Here is a 19,574-nt window from a genome sequence, read left to right as displayed (position 1 = left end):
AAGCTTTTAGCGGAATCGGCACTGGACAAGAGGGCCGCCGCAGCGCCTTACTCGCGCGCCGTTTCCAGTGCCTCTACCGCCAGCACCAAAAACATATAGTTGGTTGCGCCGCCGCCCATGACGTACTCGGTCTGCTGCCAGAAAAAGGGCCACTCTTTTAACTCAGGCAAGTCGGGGCGAATCAAAGCCGTGCCGGAAATCACACCGCCTGGAATATACGACCAGTCGGCGCGGTTAACCCCATAAGCCACCAGCGCCGAATCTGAGCCCACACCCGAAGCAAAGGACTCGGTATTGCTCCCTGGGTGCACGCCCAGCACAAAATTCAGCGCGTTCACGTAGATATCGCTGTCTGCAATCTCAGGCCAGGCTTTGTGCACAAAGTACTGCTTTACCCCAAACTCCTGAATGCCCCAGCCGGCACCCCAGATGTGTGGGCGATAGGGGACGCCGTAGGGCGTTTCGCGCGCCTGTTCCTGCACGCGCTGCTGCTGCTCAACCACGGCGGCCTTCACCGCCTTAGCAAAGTCGTCATTGCCAAGCTTATTGACGACCCGGCCAATGGCCCAGGCGGTGTTGTCGATATCGGCGACTATCGCCGCCTGCATCGCCAATAAACGGTCGACGTAATCTGCCTTGCCGGTCGCGAGGATGAGCTCGGCCAGCGCAAAGGCTTTCACTCCGGTTTTGTCGGTTTGCTCAAACGCGCGGGCAAACAAAGCTTCCGCTGCCGCCAGAGCTTCCTCTGCAAGCGCCGGATTGTAGTCACGCATCACCCGTGAGGCGGCGGCAAGCCCGGCGACGACGTCCAGCTCCCGCTCGGGGTTTTCCTCGGTAAAGACCCAGCGGTCGTCGAAGTTACCCGAGCGACCGTCTTTCACTTCACCGGGCTCCAAACTTGGGTGATACACCAGATTGTCCGTTTGCGCGCTGGCGTCACCGAGCATCACGTACTGGCGAACCGTGGGCACAATAATGCCCCGGTACAAACGCCCGAGTGCCCGGTAGCCACCGAGCACGGTAAGCAGGCCGTGCTCGATCTGCTGCAACGCATCGTTCTTGCCATCAGCCTGATGAATTTCCACCAACTGCTTTTGCTGGTCGATCAAGGTTGCGTCGTAATCGAGACCAAACTCTTCCACCATCATGGCCAACAACCAAGTGGTGCCGATTTGCGACTCTACCCGTAAATCGTAGTCGCCCGCGTCGTGCCAGCCACCCTTGTTTAAGCCAGCAACCGGCTGACCCGGCTCATAGTCCGTCAAGGTGGAGGGGCCGGAGATATAACCGTCGATGTGGTTGTAGTTGACCGGCGCCATCAGAGCATCGTCGTGGTGACACTTGTCGTGCCACACCCGGTACTTTTCATTGACGCGCATATGGCACATTTGCACCGGCAGATAGTATTCCAGCGTCGGCTGCCAGGCGTGGCGCGAGTAAACGTCCTTACCAATTTTAAAGGGCTGGGATTTCAACCCTCGGTAGGCGATTTGGTACATGCCGGGCTCGGTGACGTCGGAGAAATCAAAGCGCAGATAGTGATAGCGCAAAAACGCGCCCCAGGGCTCGGGCTTGGCCGATTTGACCGTCACCGCTCCTGTCTCGCCGAGCTTTAACAGGGTCACGCTATCGGCTTTGGTGTCGCGGCTGTCCTGCTCGATCACCGCCATTTTGCTCTGGCTGACGCCGTAACCCAACTGCGACACCTGAATCACTGGCTGGTAGCGCCAGCCGTCTATCACATGCGGGGTAATCACCCACTCAATCGCATTTTTACTGGCGCCGGCGGGCACTTCGGCGCGAACAATGTACCAGCCGTTATTGTGATTTGTGCGCCCGTCCCACAACTGCAACTGGCCGCCCTTCACCCGCTCAATGACCATGCGTTGCTTGTCCGACTCAGGGGCAACCACCAACTTTTGCCCCTGTGCCAGCGGCTCGGCCAGCCATTCGCCATGCTGCTCCAGCAACGGGCCATTGGGCTGCGTGGGGAAAATACCCGAGCTTTCATCCATCAAATAGGACTTGCCAAAGAGCTCGCCCGGAAACAATTCAAGATTAAAACCGACCTTGCCGACCCATTCATCCGGCAGGGGCTTTTTCAAATCCACACTCACTTTGACGCTGTTGCCTTCCAGTGCCTCCACGTGTACCTGATAACTGAACGTCAGGTCGGGGTACTCGATGGGGTTAAAACCCTTGCGGTTTTTGCTCTCGTCCGGGTAAGCCAGAGTCTGGGAGATACGCTGATTTTTAACATCGACATGCGCTTCACCGACAGCGGCGGGCACCGGCGACCACTGACCCGGGGAGATCTCCAGGCGCAAATCGCCGTTGGCGGCCGTGCGCACGCCGTGCTGGATCACGGTGACACCGGTCTGGTGACCGTCGGGATATATATCCGCAAAAACCGTCACGTTCAGGCCCGGCTTGGCAAAGTAGTTTTTGTCGTTGAGTTCGAGCGATTCAGCGGCCTGCAGGCCGGCGGCAAAGCAGAGCAGTGCCAACACTAGGAGGGGCTTCATGGGCATGTCCTTGGGCAATATTATAATCATCATCCCGACAGCGGCGGGTGTTCATATTGTATCCAGCCACACCCACTCGCCGGTTAATTTTTGTAACCTTTGGTTACTGATAGACAACGTTTTGGTAATCCGGCGCCAGCCGGGCGAGCAACGAATTTTGTGTGCGGGTGGGGACATTCCGCCGATCCATGGCCTTAATCAGGTTGTCCACAATGGCGTTAAACTCTGTATCGGTGTACTGGTGTCCGGCGTGGACCACCTGCATGGACTCGCCGGTATACTCACAGCCTCCACCACTGACAGAGCAGATATAATTCACTAGCCCGGTGCGAAAGCGCTCGATATCAACGCCCTTAAAGCGGTCTATCACGCGCTCGTCACGAGCGATGTTCACGATCAGCTCATACACAATGGCATCCACGCCCTGCGCTCCGCCGAGCTTTTGATAGAGACTGGACGTTGGGGTTGCAGAGCACCCGAGCATCAGTAGAGCCATAAGAAACAGTAGCGTTCGCATCAAAAACTCCCCTGCACCGACAGATACCAACCGTCCTGATCGGCCAAAGTCGCCACCTCCCCCAGATCGACATAAGCGGCGGTGACCGCGATGGTTTTATTGGGAAACCAGGCAATAAAAGCCGTATGCCAGTCGTCTTCACTGGCAAAAGAAAGATTGTCCGGCTTTTGCCGGTACTCAGCACCGATCAGCCAATGTCTATTGTAAAAGACGCCGGCAGAGGCTTCACCCAGCCACTCGCGCTTGTCATTGCGGTCGCCGCCAAAACCCACTAGGCCGGTCTGGTTAGCGCGGGTATAGCGGGCCACACCATTGAGCAGCAGGTTGTAGCCAAAAAAGCCACCGAGGTAGACCTTGCTCGCCGCCACATAGGCCTCGGTATCACTGTCGCGCAGAGCACCGGCCGCCGAAGGAATCAAAAAATCGTGATTCTTTTTGTAATTGAGGCCCAGGCTCACCTGCGGATAGGCGGTATAGAGAATATCGCCCGCCAAGCGCAGCTTGATACCCGCCACGCTCTGACGGATGGTTTGATCGGTCACCCCCAGCGCCGCCGACAAGGTCGGATGCTCCAGGCGCTGATCGGCCAGGGACACTTCCAGGCGGTTACGCCAACCCCAGGCGCCGCCGGCGCTTACCAGATCATAATCCGGCACCTTTACGCGACTAATAAACGCTGTGCCCCCAACCTCCTCGCGAGCGCCATAGCCAGCGATGACCGCCATGGGGACAATGCCGCCTCCGGCATTGCCCTCCACGGTGGTGACGGCGCCGGTGGCCAACAGCCGGCTGCGCTGAGTGTCCGCAAAAGCCTGCGCCGTCAACAGCGCCAACAGCGCCATACTCAAAATGCGCCGCATCAGATATCCCCCCCGCGCAAATAACGCTCCAGCCAATGGCCAAACTCTCTTGCAGGCACGGGCTTACTGTACAGGTAGCCCTGCAGGATATCGCAGCCGTTTGCCACCAACCAGTCACGGGACTGTTCCGTCTCCACTCCTTCGGCTGTCACGCTCAGCCCCAGCGTATGGCCAAGCTCTATGGTGGACTTGACGATTTGGCGATCGTCTTCGTTGCTGTCAAGATCCAGCACAAAAGACTTGTCGATTTTCAGTTCGGTGACCGGCAAGCGTTTCATCTGCGACAACGAAGAGTAGCCGGTGCCGTAGTCGTCAATTGAAATCAAAAGCCCCAACTCGTGCAGACGCTGGATGTTCGCCATGCTGCGCTCTGCCTCCTGCATAATGGCGCTCTCGGTGATTTCCAGACACAGACAACGGCTGGGCAATTCATGCTCGTGCAGAAGTTTGCTGATATAACTGTGAAGATCATCTTCCAACAAATCCAGCGCCGAGAGGTTAATCGACATGGTCAACTCTATACCCTGGGCGCGCAACTGCTGCACCTGTTTGACTGCAGTGCGAATGACCCAGCGGGTCAACAGCGAAATCTGCCCCGCGCTTTCAATCACCGCAATAAATTCTTCCGGGTTCACAAATCCGAACTCCGGATGCACCCACCGAATCAGTGCCTCAGCGCCCACGTGCTCGCGCTGGCGCGGATCGATTTTCGGCTGATAATAGAGGCTGATCTCATCGTTGAGCAGCGCCTGCTTAAAATCGGCAAACAGTTGCAGCCGCCTGAGATGATCTTCGTCCCAACCAGAGCGGTAGCGACACACAAATTCATGCGATTGCCTAGCCTGGTTCAATGCCAAGTTGGCCCGGCGCAATAAAAGCTCAGCACTCTCGCCCTGTTCAGGAAACACCGCATAGCCCATATTCAATTCAATTTTGATATCCGTCTCATCCAGATGCAGAGTCCGGTCAAACTGCCGCACCACCTGCTCGGTAAACTCCAGTGCCTGGGCCGCACCGGCGACCGGCATCAACAGTAAAAATTCGTCACTGCCCAACCGCAGCGCCCTGCCCTGCTCCCCGACCAAAGCCTCGAGATGGCCCCCCACCGCCCGCAAGACACGGTCACCGGTTTCCGGACTTAGAGTGTCATTAATCTGGGTGAACTTATAGATATCCACCACCATCACCACCAATTGCTGGCCGGCAGCCTGACACGTGTCGATTGTTTGATGCAGGCGGGGGAAAACCTGCGAGCGATTGGCAAGGTCGGTGAGGCTGTCATGCTCGGCCTGATACAGAATTTCCTGCTCGCGCTCGGCAATGGCCGTTTGCATTCGGGTAAACGCCTGAGCCAAGTCGGTAAACTCATCGCCGCCGTATACGCGCACCGGTGAGCCGTAGTGACCGTCCGCAATTTTGCGGGCCACGCCCGCCAGCTCGCGCACCGGGCGCGTAACGCTGCGCGCGAGAAACATCGCGATCAAACCGGCACCGACAAAGAATGAGAACGCCAGCGTCAGTAGTTGCGTGTCCAATACCGCAAAAGGTTTAAGCGCATGCGCCAATGGCACCTGAAGCACAGCGCTCACCAACTGAGGAGTTTGCGCCAGTACGACAACGCTGTTGAGCATATCCCCGGCGCGCCAGACACTTTGCTCGCCACTGTGAGCAAAGGGCTTTTCCGCCATCAGCTGGTTGCGCGCCTCACTGGTTAGCGTGCCGCTAAGATAGCTCGGCTGCCCCGCCACATCCGCCACGAAAGACACTTCGAGGTCGGTAAGCTTTTGCAGATGTGCACTTAAGGTTTCGTCTATTTCAAACCCAATACCGGCGGTGCCTATCTGCAGAGGTGCCATAATAGGCGAGAGCACAAATTGATAGAGGGTGCCGTTGATAACCACCAGAGAATAGCGGCTGCCACTGTCCACTGAGACCGGCTCAAGCTGGCGGAGTAATTGATACTGCTCGGCCGGCAAATTCATGCTGCTGGCCACCAGCTGGCGATTGTCGTCCAGCACCAGGGCCATATCCGCCTGGATTCTGGCGGCGTGATTAACCAGCACCGAGCGTATGGTCGCCCGATCGGCCGTTGCAACAGCCTCTTTAAAACCAAAATCGTCGGTCAGTACGCTGACCGATTGGGCCAGCTGTTGTGCGCGGGTTTGCATCAATTGCGAGAACAGCTCGCTACCGCGCTCAAGCTCCCGGTAGGCCTCCTCCACCACCGCATCGCGGATCACCACGCGCGTGGCAATGTAAGAGCTGGCCTGCAGCGCCACCACAAGCCCGAGTAAAATCAACATCAATTTAAAGCGATAACTGACCTTACTCATGGCGCCTTGGGCTCCACCCAGCGGTTGCGCCCTGCGCTGTCAGAGAGCGCCCGGCATCATCAATCAAACAGCGCCTCCAGTTCGGTTTTGTCCCCGACCGATCGTGGGTCCGGCGCCAGGCGTCCGAATTCTACCTGCACCGAACCAGGCTCATCAGCACCCACCGCAACAGCTTGCTCAGTCAGCTGATCCGCTCGCGGGTGCTGGACCTGCAGCCGGTAACGCCCGGGCGGCACGTCCAGCTGCGCCCGGCCATTGACATCGGTCACGGCAAAGGCAGGGGTGTCCAGCACATAAATGTAGCCCAGCATAGAGTCGTGGATATTGCAGCCGAGCACCACCTTGCCCGGCTGGTCGAACATCACAGGTTCGGCGGTGGTACCGTGGTAGAGGCGCAGCTCAAAGCGCTTGGCCGGCGAGAACGAATAGACGTGATGACGAATGTCATCGCTGTTGGGAAAGGTCACTTTCGTGCCCACCTGCACCGCCAACACCTGGGGCAAAAACTGGCGGTCGTGCTGATCCATGACGGCCGTTTCCATCTGGCGCTGTGGCAAGTCTCCATAGACGGCAACCACTGCAGACTCAACTGGCTCGCCGCTGGAATTGCGGACATTCACCTGCAGCGCCATCGCCTCTGCGGTCATCATGCAGGCCGCCAGCACCCCAAACTGCTTGCAAAACTTCATGTCGTTGACCCTTGAGAATCGGGACTTGATACAGCGCTAACCATCGGCCAGCCGACATTGATTTCTGCCGGCGGCCTTGGCCTCGTAGAGTGCTTTATCGGCGCGCTCAAACACCTGCTCGGCACTGTCGTCCGCGCGAAATTCCGCAATCCCGATAGAAACACTCAACTCCACCGGCATGTCCTTGTAGCTGAAATCGGTTTTGAAAATCGCCGCCCGGATCTTATCCAGCACGGTATAGGCCTGCTCTGGCGTGGTCTCAGGCATAATCACCACAAACTCTTCACCACCGTAGCGGCCAAAAAAATCCACCTCCCGCAGGCGCTTGTTAATGGCGCTACTCAGAACGCGGAGCACCCGGTCACCGGCCTGATGGCCCAGTGTATCATTGATCTTTTTAAAGTAATCCAGATCGCAGACCGCGAGCACCAGAGGATTGCCATAGCGACGAAAGCGCTGAGCCTCCAGGGCGATGCGCTCGTTGTAGGCCTCGCGGTTGGGCAGGCCGGTGAGCGAATCCTGCAGCGCTTTTTTACGCTGCTCTTCGAGCACCTCGCGGTTTTTGCGCGCCTCGGACTCCATGGTCTTGAGCCGGTGAGCCAGGGCGCTCAATTGTTCGGTCACAGGTGCGGCGGCACTGGTGCGCTGGCGATAGGCATTCAACGCCGCGCGAATGCTCCCGAGACGGCTCTGCACCTGATTTTTCAATTGCGTCAAATCCGTGGCCTCGCTCGCCTGGCTCTGCAGGCGCTCAAACTCGGCGAGCACGTCCGCCTGCATGGTGTCGGAGGCCGACTGCAGGTCGCCGGAGTGCAATACGGCCGCATCGAGCACGCCATAAATATCGGCAAGCTCCAGGTTAACCTCATTGAGATAGGCGGCAAAGGTGCGGGTCGCAGCCATATAGGCGGCCATCACCAGATCGCGCACCTCCTCAAGCATAGGAATCAGGTCCGCGTTGGTGATGCCCGAGCGCAGGCGTTGCTGCAGTGCGCTGACGCGCGCGGGCTCCAGCGCCTGAGCCTCCACGCTCTGCAACAGGTCGTTGATGATGTTGCGCATGTTCTCCGAGACGGTTTCACTGTCTCGCAGGCTGGCGTTGGGGTTGAGCTCAAACAGCGCGCGGTCGGATTTACCGCTTGAGAGCCGCTCTCTCGGTTGATCCGAACTCGGGTGCACCGGTGTGGATTCTCCCCCTTCGGCGGCAGATGTCTGATGAGAGCCCATCAGCCGTGACAAAAAGCCGCCTTTTTCCGACTGCGGCACTTCCTCAACCGCCAGTACCTCTGCCTGCAAACCAGCCAGGCGAGCGAGCAGTTCCGGGTAAGAGCGCAGCAGCTCCCCCTGGCGAGTGACCTCCTGGGCCAGCTCGCGCAGGGATTTTTTCAGCGGGCGGGCAGGCTCGCGGGCGAGCAGCGGGACAATCAGCGACTGCATGGCGGCGCGCAGACTGGTGCTCATCTCATCGCGCGCGTCATCAAACTGCAGCAAGGCCGCATCCAGGGCTTTGAGTGCACTGTGAAAACGGCTTTTTTCGTTATTGCGGATGCTCGAGCGCAGCAACTCCAGAGCCGCGTCCAGATCTCGCTGCTGACCGTCGGCGGCCACACTGACCCGGACCAGCGCCCGCTGCAGTATCTGCAGCTCCTCCTGATACGCCCGCTCCGCGGCTTCCTGCTGGTCGAGGGCATCGAGATACTTGTCCCGCCACTTGCTGGCGCCCTCGCCGCTTTTATCGCTATTGCTCATAATTGGTGTCGGCCCGACGTTGAGTACCGCTTCATTATAGTCATGCCATAAAAAACCCCGCCAGCGCCAAGCGCAAGCGGGGTTTCCCAGAACCCGATAGGGGCGCAGATAACGCTATTTTTCCTTGCGAATTTTCTCTACCAGATAGTCAGCCACCTTGAGCATGTCTTCATGGCTGCCAGCACCCGAGGCACTGATGGTGTAACGGCCGTCGATGACCAACTCCGGTGTACCGCTGATATTGAAAGCGCGCACCTTGGCGTCGCCCTGGCGCAGCAGACTGTCCACACCGAAGGATTCAAAGGTCTTTACGAACTTTTCCTTATCCACCCCATACTGAGCATAGAAATCGGCAAAGTCCTCAGCGGAACCAAACCGCGTGCGCTGAATGTGCAGGGCGTTGAAAAGGTCCATGTGCGCCTGTTCGAGTATGCCCATGGAACGAGCCGTGTAGAAAGCGCGAGCGTAAGGCTCCATTTGCTTGGCCCAGACAACCGGGGTTTGCAACACGTTGACGTCATCTGCCTGCTTTTCACGCCACTCGTGAAACAGCGGATCAAAACGGAAACAGTGTCCGCAGGTATAGGCGAACATTTCCCGTACTTCAATTTTATCCGGGTCGTCGGTGCGTACCGGCTCGGCCAGCTCGGTATAGTGCTTGCCCGCCTCGTAGCTCGGCGCAGAGGAATCCGAACTATCGGCACAGGCCACCATACTCATCATTACGCCGATAACGGCCACTAACACTCGCATCATTTTGCTTCCTCCAAAACTGAATCGACAGACTGCCTTAGACCCTTTGCCCGCAGCAAGTTCCAGGCGATAAAAAAGGCGACCTAAGGTCGCCTTCTCTGCGGCACGGTTTTAGTTCAACCCGCCAATGTAGTTGGCTACCGCCTTGATTTCGGCATCGCTCAGGTGCTTGGCCACCAGACGCATGGTCATTTGATCACCGTCGTTGGTGCGCTCGCCGCCGCGGAAAGCCTTAAGCTGCTTTTCAATATACTCCGGGTACTGGCCACCAAGGCGTGGATAGGCAGCCGGTGGATTGCCGTAACCCGTCGGTGAGTGACAACCACTGCAGGCCGGCACACCCGTTTCGGCGTTGCCCGCGCGATAGAGATGCTCACCGAGTTTGAGCGCATCCACGTCAGCACCACTGTTGACCTTAACGGTCATTTCCTTGGCACCGGACAACTGCATAGACTGGCCCGCATAGTAGGCGGCAATATCGGCTAGGTCCTGCTCGCTCATGCCGCTCAACATACCGGTCATTTCCACCACAGCACGACCGGTAGTGGCTTTTTCTTCACCGCTGGCCTGGTCCCAGGCCTGAATATCTTGCAGCTGCTTAAAAATATAATTCTCACCCAGGCCCGCAATTTTCGGGAAATTGGGAGCCGGGCTGTTGCCATCTTGCCCGTGACAGGCGGCACATACCGCGACTTTCTCTGCGCCTGCTTCGGCATCACCGGCAGCACTGGCAGATTGCATTACCGCCGTTGCACCGAGTGCCATCAGCAGAGATAAAACGTGTTTTTTCATTGGCTAACCTGCGACATCGTCATTTTTTTGTGTTGGCGAACTGCCTTGACGTAAGGGCCAGGCATAGGACCCGCACACAATAAGCTGGCGCGGGCCGGTTGCAGCGGGCATTATATACTAATTGAACAATCACAAAAGGCTCGCCTGCCGGGCCCACCGCGAACTGCTGCTTTTTATGTCCGATCGTATAAATTTTAACCTGGCCCACTTCACCCAGAGCGCTCCGAGTATTCGCGAGTGCCCCCCGGAAGCGGGGGCCGAAGTGGCCTTTGCCGGGCGATCCAATGCCGGCAAATCCAGCGCCATCAACACTCTGACGGGTAACCACAAGCTGGCACGCACCAGTAAAACGCCGGGCCGTACCCAGCTGATCAATTTTTTTGACCTGAGTGAAAACACCCGCTTGGTGGATCTGCCCGGTTACGGCTACGCCAAGGTGCCCCGGGCTATGAAAGAGCAGTGGCAGAAGAACCTGTCAGAGTACCTGCACGAGAGACGCTGCCTGGCCGGACTGGTGGTGGTTATGGATATTCGCCACCCCATGCAGGAGTTTGACACCATGGTGATCAACTGGGCGGTAGAGGCTCAGATGCCGGTTCACCTGCTGCTCACCAAAGCCGACAAGCTTAAAAAAGGCCCGGCGCAGAACACGCTGCTGCAAGTGAAAAAGTCCATTAAGGAAGCCGGTGTCGATGATCTGGTCACCGCGCAAACCTTCTCTTCACTCAAAGGCGCCGGCCTGGATACTCTCAAGCAGCGCCTAACTGGCTGGTTGCTGAGCGAGTCCGGAGCCGCTGAATAGACAAAAAAAAGCCGGTAACTGTCGCTACCGGCCACAATACTGACACCCTTGGGGGTTGATGCCAGTTACGGATTACCATGCTAAGCAATTCGTTGCTGCCTTCTAAGACTAAGGCGTAAAGTGTAAGTTCACTGGCATTTGTAAAAGTTTGTGAGCTGGTTGGTGTTTCCGACGGTTTGCCAACACCGACTCCGGACGATCGGGAACCCGGACATAAAAAAAACCCCAACCAGAGGATTGGGGCTTAGTGTCAGAAGTCTATTCTGCCAAATTGACCATCGGGTCAAGGGAGGAGGAGCTCATGAAAAACCAACGTCAATCAGTGTGCTGTCTTCTTTGAGGGGCAGTCGGCAGAATAGTTCCAAAATATTTGGATTTTTTCCATTCATTGCTGAACAAGCCCTTTTGAGGCTGCATTAACGATTAATGCGCCTCATCCCAGCTCTCGCCTACCCCAGTGTCTACCACCAGCGGCACGGCCAGCTCAGCGGCACCGCTCATACGCTCAACCACCCCGGCGCGCACGGCTTCCACGTCTTTTTCGGCGACTTCCAGCACCAGTTCATCGTGCACCTGCATCACCAGCCGGGCATCCAGGGTGCCCTCATTGAGCCAGCCAGCGACGCGGATCATCGCTTTTTTGATAATGTCTGCAGCCGTGCCCTGCATAGGCGCGTTGATCGCGGTCCGCTCAGCGGCCTGCTGCAACATCTTATTGCGCGCATTGATTTCCGGCAGATAGAGTCGCCGACCCAATAGGGTTTCGACGTAGCCCTTCTCGTGGGCCAGTGCACGGGTCTCATCCATATAGCGCGCCACCCCTGGATAGCGCTCAAAATAGCGGTCGATGTAACCCTGGGCCTCACTGCGCCCAAGGCCCAGCTGCTTGCCCAGGCCGAAGGCGGACATGCCGTAGATCAAGCCAAAATTAATAGCTTTGGCGCGGCGGCGCATTTCGTCTGTGACTTTATCGAGCTCAGTGGCAAAGACCTCCGCCGCCGTGGCCCGGTGCACATCCAGCCCCTCGGCGAAGGCGTTCAACAGGCCCTCATCCCGCGACAGGTGAGCCATGATCCGCAGCTCAATCTGCGAATAATCGGCCGCGAGAATCCGGTAGCCTTTAGGCGCGACAAAAGCCTTGCGAATCCGCCGCCCCTGCTCGGTGCGAATGGGGATATTCTGCAAGTTGGGGTCGGCCGACGATAAACGTCCGGTGGCGGCCACCGCCTGATGATAGGAGGTGTGGATACGCCCGGTGCGCGGGTTGATCATTTTAGGCAGCTTGTCGGTATAAGTGGACTTGAGCTTGGCCAGCCCCCGGTACTCCAGAATCAATTTGGGCAGGGAGTAATCCAGTGCCAGCTCCTGCAGCACATCTTCGGCGGTGGAGGGCGCGCCGGTTTTGGTCTTCTTCACCACCGGCAGCTCCAGCTGCTCAAAGAGAATCACTCCCAGCTGCTTGGGCGAACTGAGGTTGAACTCGGTCCCGGCCAGGTCGTAGGCCTCGCGCTCCAGAGCCACCAGCCGCGATTCCAGCTCTTTGCTCTGCTTGCCCAGTTGATCAGCATCCACCAGCGCACCGTTGCGCTCAATATCGGCCAGTACCGGCACCAATGGCATCTCTATGTCCATCAGCACCCGGCGCAGGGACGCCTCACTCTCGAGTTCGGGCCAGATACGCTGATGCAGCCTGAGGGTGATGTCGGCGTCTTCGGCCGCGTAGGGGGCGGCATCCTCTACCTTTATCTGGTTAAAGGTGAGCTGCTTGGCGCCCTTGCCGGCAATGTCTTCGAAGTGAATGGTGCTGGTGTCGAGATAGCGCAGCGCCAATGAATCCATATCGTGACGCCCGGCTACAGAGTTGTGCACATAGGACTCAAGCATTGTGTCCCAGGCGATGCCCCGCAGGGTGATGCCATGGTTGGCCAGCACATTGCGATCGTATTTGAGGTTTTGACCCACCTTGGCCTTGCCGGCATCTTCCAGCAGGGGCTTGAGCTCGGCGAGCACCCAGTCGCGCTCGAGCTGCGCCGGCGCATCCAGATAGTCGTGCGCCAGGGGCACATAGGCCGCTTTGCCCGCCTCCACCGCAAAGGATACGCCGACGATCTCGGCCTCCATAGCGTGCAGGCTGGTGGTTTCGGTATCAAAGGCAAAAAGCTCGGCGTCCTTGAGACGCTGCAACCAACGGTTAAAGGATGCCTTTGCCAAAATGGTCTCGTAGTCCACCTCGACCTGCTCCGCAGGCGCCGGGGCTTCTCCCACCTCTTCACCTTCTAGCTCATCGACCCAACTTTTAAACTCCAATCGCCGGAACAGCGCTTTGAGCTCGGCATTGTCGGGCTCGCCCAAGACAATTTCATCGACACTGACGTGCAGCGGCACATCCACTTTAATGGTCGCCAACTGATAAGAAAGGTAGGCCTGATCTTTGTGCTCAAGCAGCTTTTCCGGCATTTTCTTGGCACCGCGAAAATCCAGCTCGCGAATAGCCTCCAGGTTATCGTAGAGCGCATCCAACCCACCGATGCCCTGCAGCAAGGCCTTGGCAGTTTTCTCGCCCACACCTGGCACCCCGGGAATGTTATCCACCTTGTCGCCCATCAGCGCGAGAAAATCGATCATCAACTTCGGGCCGAAACCGTACTTCTCCCGCACCCCGTCTTCATCGAGCACAGTGCCGGTCATGGTATTGACCAGCGTGACCTTGTGGTTCACCAGCTGGGCCATGTCTTTATCACCGGTCGAGACCACCACTGGTCGGCCGTCGTCTTTGGCCTGACAGGCGAGCGTGCCGATGACATCATCGGCCTCTACGCCCTCTTCTATTAACAGCGGTAAACCCATGGCCCGGACAATCTGATGGATTGGCTCCACCTGGGGGCGCATATCGTCAGGCATGGGTGGGCGCTGCGCCTTGTACTCGGCGAACAGCTCGTCGCGAAACGTCTTGCCCTTGGCATCAAACACCACAGCCACCGGACTGTCGGGGTAATCCTTCAGCAAGCGCCGGATCATATTGATCACGCCCTTCACGGCACCCGTGGGCTCGCCTCGCGAGTTGGTCAGCGGCGGCAAGGCATGGTAAGCACGGTAGAGATAGGAGGAGCCGTCCACCAGGACGACAGGGGCTTTATCGGTCATAACGCAGTCTTAGCCAGAGTATTTCAGAACCGCAAGGATACACCAATCGCACCGCCGGAGGTTTTACCCAAAAGTGTTACCAGCCGATTAATAGCCGCTCAAACAAAGAGGCATGACCGAAAATAACCAAAATACAGAGACTTAATTCAAATTTTTATAAGCTTTATTAAGATTTTAAACCGTTACCCCCTAGACACTCCAAGATTATCTGTTACCATTAGTAACAGATGGTAACAGATCGCCAAAAGCGATCGATTACGACATCAGCCACCGCGACACACCAGCGCAGTGGCATCACCAACCAACGGAGGGCATCTTATGAAGACCTATGGTGTATTACTGGCAGGATTGCTGTTGGCCGCAAGCGCCACAGCCGACGAAGCCAATTCAGAGACGAGCGACAGCCTTACCCTGGCCGCCGCGAAGACGACTGAAGCCATCAACTTTAAAACCGAGCAAAAACTGAACTCGGCCTCCATCAAGGTTCTGGACCTGGATGTAGCCGAAAAGTCCGACCAACTGGCGGAGAAAATCAGTGCCAAGCTCGACAAGAAGTTCGAAGAAGACATGCAGCGTCGCCTGAAGCTCTAAAGCTTAGATTGTTTGTTTGCAAGTAAAGCGTGGCTTGTGCCCAAGGGCACTAAAAACCAGATCATTCCGGAGGAAAATGTCGCCAAAAGTGACATCCATCCCCGGGATATAACCCAATACAGCGGCGCTGTCACAGTGTTTAAGCCAAACCGATCACGTCTGGTAAACACGGTGTCATCAAGCTGTTGCAGGTTACCTACACTGACGAACGGACGTCGTCTTTTCTGAACTACTGGTACCGCCAGAGGGAGTGAACGTGAACAGCAAGCTCATCTTTTCGCAGGCCGGCGTGTTTCGCCTACAGCAACTCGCCAGCCTGATCTACCGCCACACCGGCGTGCGCCACAAGCTTTCATCCCAGCGCGGTCAGCTCGACCTGCTGCTCGACGGGACCCGCTCGCCCCACGCAGACGTGCGCAACTGCTGCGCCCATCTTGCCGATGAACTTCACCCCCACCAGCTCAGCGCCCTGCGCAGCGAGGGCGTAGTACTGACACCCTCAACGCTGGTCACCGAGAAGGCAGGCTAGCATCGTGTCGGCGAGCCCGCGCATCAGCGCATCGTAGCTTTCCACCGCTCGGTTGCTCGCCAGCGGATCCAACTCACTCACACCCAAACCGAGGCGCTCTCCCAGCTGCCGGGCTGAGGTGGTATCGGCGTAGGGCTCGACAAACAGGCACGCCGCCTGATCGCGCAGCGCCTGCTCAAGATGATACAAATGCTTCGCCCCCGCGGTCAGCTCGGGGGTTACCGACACATAATCCAATTGGCGCAGGCCATAGTGCTCGACAAAGTGACGGTACCCGTCGTGGTAAACGGCAAATCCCCGCTCACTGACAGGTGCCAGCGCTGCCATAAGCGTCTGATCCAGCGACGCCATTCGCCGCGCAAACGCCTCAGCCCGATCACGATATTGCCCGGCCAGATCCGGGCGCAACTGCCCCAGACGCTCAGCCAACGCCTCGGCAAGGACCACCGCGTTATTCGGGTTGAGCCACAAGTGGTTGTCCACCCCGTGGCCATGGCCGTGACCATGGTCATCCACGGGCGCCGCCGAAGGCCAACTCATCTCATTCAATGCTGCCGCCTGCAGCGAGCGAGACGCGGCACCAGCGAGGGGCTTGGCCAAAAAGGCCTCCAGCTGAGGGCCCACCCAGAGCACCAAATCCGCGCCAGTAAGCGCGCGCATGTCCGAAACCCGCAAGCTAAACGCGTGGGGCGACACTCCGGCTGGCAACAGGCTTTCCAGCCGATCATCAGGCGCGACCACCTCCGCGGCAATAAGCGCCAGCGGTCGAATGCTAGTAAGTACTTGCAAAGGCTCAGAGGCACGGCCGGGCAGGGTCATCAGTATCAGCAGGGCAAAGAGCCACAGCCTGTGGAAGCGACAGGGTCTAGGCATAAAAATTCCGGGAAATCGTCAGGCACACCAATGGTTATAGTATAACATATTCGTTATACTCTCCCTATGGACAATGCCTCTCTCGCCTTTCGGCGCCACAATCACAAGCACTGCGTGAATGATGCGCTGCACTCGGCCGTCACCTTATGCGAGGAGCGCGGCGTGCGCCTGACTCCACTGCGTAAACAGGTGCTGGAACTGATCTGGCAGAGCCATAAGCCGCTGGGCGCCTACGCTCTTATTGATCTGCTGGCCGCCGAGGCGACCCGCCAGGTGGCTCCGCCCACCGTGTACCGGGCGCTGGACTTTCTACTCGAACAAAAGCTCATCCACCGCATCGGCGCCCTCAATGCCTTTATCGGTTGCCCGCACCCGGATCACAGCCACGCCAGTCACTTTTTGCTCTGCGACGAATGCGGTCGGGCTGAAGAAATTCACTCCAAAGCCGTAAGCGACAGCATTCAAAAAGCCGCAGGCGCCGCCGGTTTTGCCGTTACGTCTCAATCACTGGAAGTCTTTGGCCTGTGCCCCGACTGCCATAAACGCAGCAGCGCCGATGCCTGAGACAAACCGCGAACTGCTTGTCCAGACACGCCAACTGAGTGTGGAGCGCGGCGGTCGCACCCTGGTCGACAGCGCCGACCTGGCGCTTCACGCCGGCGAAATTCTCACCCTGATCGGCCCCAATGGCGCGGGTAAAACCACGCTGGTGCGTGCCATTCTGGGCCTTGGCAACATCACGCGCGGCGAGCTGTACCTCAAACCCGGCCTGCGCATTGGTTACATGCCGCAAACCCTGCACATTGATGCCAGCTTGCCGCTGACCGTTGCGCGCTTTCTCACCCTCGGCGGCGGCGACAAACACCGCGCCCAGCGAGCGCTGGAGCGCACCGGCGCGGCCGGCCTGCTCCATCAGCCCATGCAGGCACTATCTGGAGGCGAGACGCAGCGCGTGCTGCTGGCCCGCGCACTGTTGCGCAATCCGCAACTACTGGTGCTGGATGAACCTGTGCAGGGGGTGGATGTGTCGGGCCAAGCCGCCCTCTATGCATTGATCAACGAGCTGCGTCACGAGCTCGGTTGCGCCGTACTGCTGATCTCGCACGACCTGCATCTGGTAATGGCCAACACCGATACCGTCGTATGCCTGAATGGCCACATCTGCTGCCACGGCCACCCGGAACAGGTCACCAACGACCCAGCCTATCTGGAGCTTTTCGGCCACAGGGCCCAGGCGCAGATCGCACTCTATACCCACCATCACGATCACGCCCACGACCAGTGCGGCGAAATAGACCCCGAGCACTCCCACCATGCCTGATTTCTTACTACTGGCTCTGGGAGCCGGCTTGGGCGTGGCCTTGGTGGCGGGGCCGCTGGGTTGCTTTGCGGTCTGGCGGCGCATGGCCTACTTTGGCGACACCATGGCGCACTCGGCGCTGCTCGGTGTGACACTGGGCCTGCTACTGGACATCAACCTCAACGCCGCGGTCGCCTTTGGCTGCCTGCTCCTGGCGCTGGCGCTGGTGGCCTTGCAGCGCAGCCGACAGCTGGCCACGGACACCCTGCTCGGGATTCTGTCGCACTCCACCCTGGCGCTGGGGCTGGTGGCCATAAGCTTGGTCAGCCCCGGACGGGTCAACCTGCTGGGCTATCTGTTTGGCGACATACTCGCTACCACGGCGGCGGATGTCATTACCATTTGGCTGGTGGGCGCGCTGGTACTGGGCGTACTCGCCTGGCTCTGGCGACCACTACTGGCCATTACCGTGCACGAAGATTTGGCGCGGGTGGAGGGTGTAAGAGTCAGCGCTGTGCGCACGGCGCTAATGTTGCTGATGGCGCTGGTGATCGCGATTGCCATGAAAGTCGTGGGCGTGCTCTTGATCACCGCCCTGTTGATCATTCCGGCGGCCGCCGCCAGGCGCCTGAGCCACACACCCGAGCAAATGGCCATCACCGCCAGTGCCATTGGTGCGCTGGCGGTCACCGGCGGCCTCGCCGCGTCTTTCTACTGGGATTGGCCTGCGGGCCCGGCCATTGTGCTCGGCGCCACCGGAGCCTTTGTGCTCTCGCTGCTTAAACCCAGCCGTTTCTAGCTGCACAGAAAGAGCGCCGGCAAATAGCAGTCTGCGCCCACAATGTAATCAAACTTTCACCAATTTGTTGCCTAGCTGTCACAGGCGTTACCCAGACTTTGCACAACGCAACGCTGAGGCCATAACCATGACGACTATGACTGCCAGTGACACCGCCACACCACACACCCGCAGCTCATCCTCCGCCAAAAAAAAATCCGCCAACAGTTCGCTGATTAAAGGTCGCACCATCTGGATTTCAGATATCCATCTGGGGTATCGCGACTGCAAAGCCGATTACCTGTTGGATTTTCTCGACAATATCAGCTGCGACACGCTCTACTTGGTCGGCGACATCATCGATATGTGGGCGCTCAAACGCAAATTCCGCTGGCCGCAGCAGCATTACAACGTCATGCTCAAACTCTATGAGATGGCCAACAACGGCACACGGGTAATCTATGTACCGGGCAACCACGACGAACCCATGCGCCGGTTTGCCGGCAACCTGTTCGGCCCCATTGAGATCATCGAGGAGCACGAATACACCTGCGCCAACGGCAAGCGCTACCTGATCATGCACGGCGATGCCATGGACGCCTACATCAATCTCTCGCACATCACCAAATTTTTTGGTGACATTGCCTACAATCTGCTGCTGTTTATCAACCGCTGGGCCAACCGCTGGCGCAAATGGATGGGCCGCCCCTACTTCTCACTGGCGGGCATGATCAAAGACAACATCAAAGGCGCCAAAGAAGCGATTGAAACCTACCAGAACGAGGCTATGGACGAAGCCCGCCGCCGCGGCTTTGACGGCGTGATCTGCGGCCACATCCACTACCCCGCCATGCTGGAAAATGACGGCATTCGCTACTGCAACACCGGCGACTGGATCGAAAACTGCACCGCCCTGGTTGAGGACTACTCGGGCCAAATGCGCCTGCTCCACTACAGCGACCAAGTGCAATGGCGCGAAAAGGAAGACGCCGCTGTGGCACAGGCCGCCTAATCAAAGCAGCAACCAGCCGAGGTTTGGCTAACACTCTCGACCTACTGAAAAAGAGTGCCTTCTGGGGGCTGGATCAATAACCCGACTTGGCTGGGCGCCCGTTAGTTGGGCGCCCTCTCCTGACATCTGGCTATAACTAGGTCACCGCATGTCCTCTTAAGTCGGGACTAAAGAAGAGGGTTTGTACTAGGGCCTGTTCACACTAATTATATGCGCCTGCTGAAAGCCAGTTTTGTTTCCAGCTAGGCGCTGAGAGCGTGGTTTGGTCATTCCAAATAAGCGATCGGCAACAACGCTGGGGACAAAACTGGCTTCAGCCCTTCGGGT

General features: G+C 58.0%; 17 protein-coding genes. 7 read left to right on the top strand and 10 right to left on the bottom strand.

Annotated elements, in window-relative coordinates; all coding sequences use genetic code 11:
• Window positions 1-47: 47 nt before the first annotated feature.
• The 8 genes from QWI16_RS06265 to QWI16_RS06230 form a co-directional block, all read right to left on the bottom strand.
• Window positions 48-2,525, bottom strand: coding sequence for a glycoside hydrolase family 9 protein (locus QWI16_RS06265; protein ID WP_302711928.1), 2,478 nt, complete (start codon window positions 2,523-2,525; stop codon window positions 48-50).
• Window positions 2,526-2,628: 103 nt separating this feature from the next.
• Complete coding sequence (locus tag QWI16_RS06260; protein WP_302711927.1) at window positions 2,629-3,042, bottom strand: group I truncated hemoglobin; 414 nt, start codon at window positions 3,040-3,042, stop codon at window positions 2,629-2,631.
• Window positions 3,042-3,902 (bottom strand): DUF3034 family protein, encoded by an 861-nt coding sequence (locus QWI16_RS06255; protein WP_302711926.1) that lies wholly within the window; start codon window positions 3,900-3,902, stop codon window positions 3,042-3,044. The genes QWI16_RS06260 and QWI16_RS06255 overlap by 1 nt, the downstream gene beginning before the upstream one ends.
• Complete coding sequence (locus tag QWI16_RS06250) at window positions 3,902-6,235, bottom strand: putative bifunctional diguanylate cyclase/phosphodiesterase (RefSeq protein WP_302711925.1); 2,334 nt, start codon at window positions 6,233-6,235, stop codon at window positions 3,902-3,904. Before QWI16_RS06250 ends, QWI16_RS06255 begins: the two co-directional genes overlap by 1 nt.
• Window positions 6,236-6,294: 59 nt before the next feature.
• A complete protein-coding gene (locus QWI16_RS06245; protein WP_302711924.1) occupies window positions 6,295-6,924 on the bottom strand; it encodes a hypothetical protein in 630 nt (209 codons plus the stop codon).
• Window positions 6,925-6,960: 36 nt separating this feature from the next.
• Window positions 6,961-8,673, bottom strand: coding sequence for a GGDEF domain-containing protein (locus QWI16_RS06240; protein WP_302711923.1), 1,713 nt, complete (start codon window positions 8,671-8,673; stop codon window positions 6,961-6,963).
• A 114-nt stretch (window positions 8,674-8,787) separates the two neighbouring features.
• Complete coding sequence (locus QWI16_RS06235) at window positions 8,788-9,429, bottom strand: thiol:disulfide interchange protein DsbA/DsbL (protein WP_302711922.1); 642 nt, start codon at window positions 9,427-9,429, stop codon at window positions 8,788-8,790.
• A gap of 108 nt (window positions 9,430-9,537) precedes the next feature.
• Window positions 9,538-10,218, bottom strand: coding sequence for a c-type cytochrome (locus tag QWI16_RS06230; protein WP_302711921.1), 681 nt, complete (start codon window positions 10,216-10,218; stop codon window positions 9,538-9,540).
• Window positions 10,219-10,393: 175 nt separating this feature from the next.
• On the opposite strand from QWI16_RS06230, the gene yihA reads away from it, so the two are divergent.
• Window positions 10,394-11,020 (top strand): ribosome biogenesis GTP-binding protein YihA/YsxC, encoded by a 627-nt coding sequence (gene yihA / locus QWI16_RS06225; protein ID WP_302711920.1) that lies wholly within the window; start codon window positions 10,394-10,396, stop codon window positions 11,018-11,020.
• A gap of 423 nt (window positions 11,021-11,443) precedes the next feature.
• On the opposite strand, the gene polA is transcribed toward yihA, so the two are convergent.
• Window positions 11,444-14,164, bottom strand: coding sequence for a DNA polymerase I (polA, locus tag QWI16_RS06220; RefSeq protein WP_302711919.1), 2,721 nt, complete (start codon window positions 14,162-14,164; stop codon window positions 11,444-11,446).
• Window positions 14,165-14,482: 318 nt separating this feature from the next.
• Here polA and QWI16_RS06215 point away from each other — a divergent pair, with 318 nt between their 5' ends.
• Complete coding sequence (locus QWI16_RS06215) at window positions 14,483-14,755, top strand: hypothetical protein (protein WP_302711918.1); 273 nt, start codon at window positions 14,483-14,485, stop codon at window positions 14,753-14,755.
• A 256-nt stretch (window positions 14,756-15,011) separates the two neighbouring features.
• Window positions 15,012-15,284: a hypothetical protein gene (locus QWI16_RS06210; RefSeq protein WP_302711917.1), complete on the top strand. Its 273-nt coding sequence runs from the start codon at window positions 15,012-15,014 to the stop codon at window positions 15,282-15,284.
• Here QWI16_RS06210 and QWI16_RS06205 read toward each other — a convergent pair.
• On the bottom strand, window positions 15,255-16,157 hold the full coding sequence (locus tag QWI16_RS06205; RefSeq protein ID WP_302711916.1) for a zinc ABC transporter substrate-binding protein: 903 nt from the start codon (window positions 16,155-16,157) through the stop codon (window positions 15,255-15,257). The genes QWI16_RS06210 and QWI16_RS06205 overlap by 30 nt on opposite strands.
• A 66-nt stretch (window positions 16,158-16,223) precedes the next feature.
• Here QWI16_RS06205 and QWI16_RS06200 point away from each other — a divergent pair, with 66 nt between their 5' ends.
• From QWI16_RS06200 to QWI16_RS06185, 4 genes are all read left to right on the top strand, one after another.
• Window positions 16,224-16,721, top strand: a complete 498-nt coding sequence (locus tag QWI16_RS06200) for a Fur family transcriptional regulator (RefSeq protein WP_302711915.1) — start codon at window positions 16,224-16,226, stop codon at window positions 16,719-16,721.
• Window positions 16,714-17,478, top strand: a complete 765-nt coding sequence (gene znuC / locus QWI16_RS06195; RefSeq protein WP_302711914.1) for a zinc ABC transporter ATP-binding protein ZnuC — start codon at window positions 16,714-16,716, stop codon at window positions 17,476-17,478. The genes QWI16_RS06200 and znuC overlap by 8 nt, the downstream gene beginning before the upstream one ends.
• Window positions 17,471-18,256 carry a zinc ABC transporter permease subunit ZnuB gene (znuB, locus tag QWI16_RS06190; protein ID WP_302711913.1) on the top strand — a complete coding sequence of 262 codons (786 nt, stop codon included), beginning with the start codon at window positions 17,471-17,473 and terminating at the stop codon, window positions 18,254-18,256. Before znuC ends, znuB begins: the two co-directional genes overlap by 8 nt.
• Before the next feature lie 127 nt (window positions 18,257-18,383).
• Entirely contained in the window at window positions 18,384-19,247 is an 864-nt protein-coding gene (locus tag QWI16_RS06185; protein WP_302711912.1) for a UDP-2,3-diacylglucosamine diphosphatase, read from the top strand.
• The last annotated feature ends 327 nt before the right edge of the window (window positions 19,248-19,574 follow it).

Origin of the sequence: Gilvimarinus algae, from assembly GCF_030518215.1 — a bacterium.
Taxonomy (GTDB): Bacteria; Pseudomonadota; Gammaproteobacteria; order Pseudomonadales; family Cellvibrionaceae; genus Gilvimarinus; species Gilvimarinus algae.
This window is presented reverse-complemented; position numbering and strand designations above follow the sequence as displayed.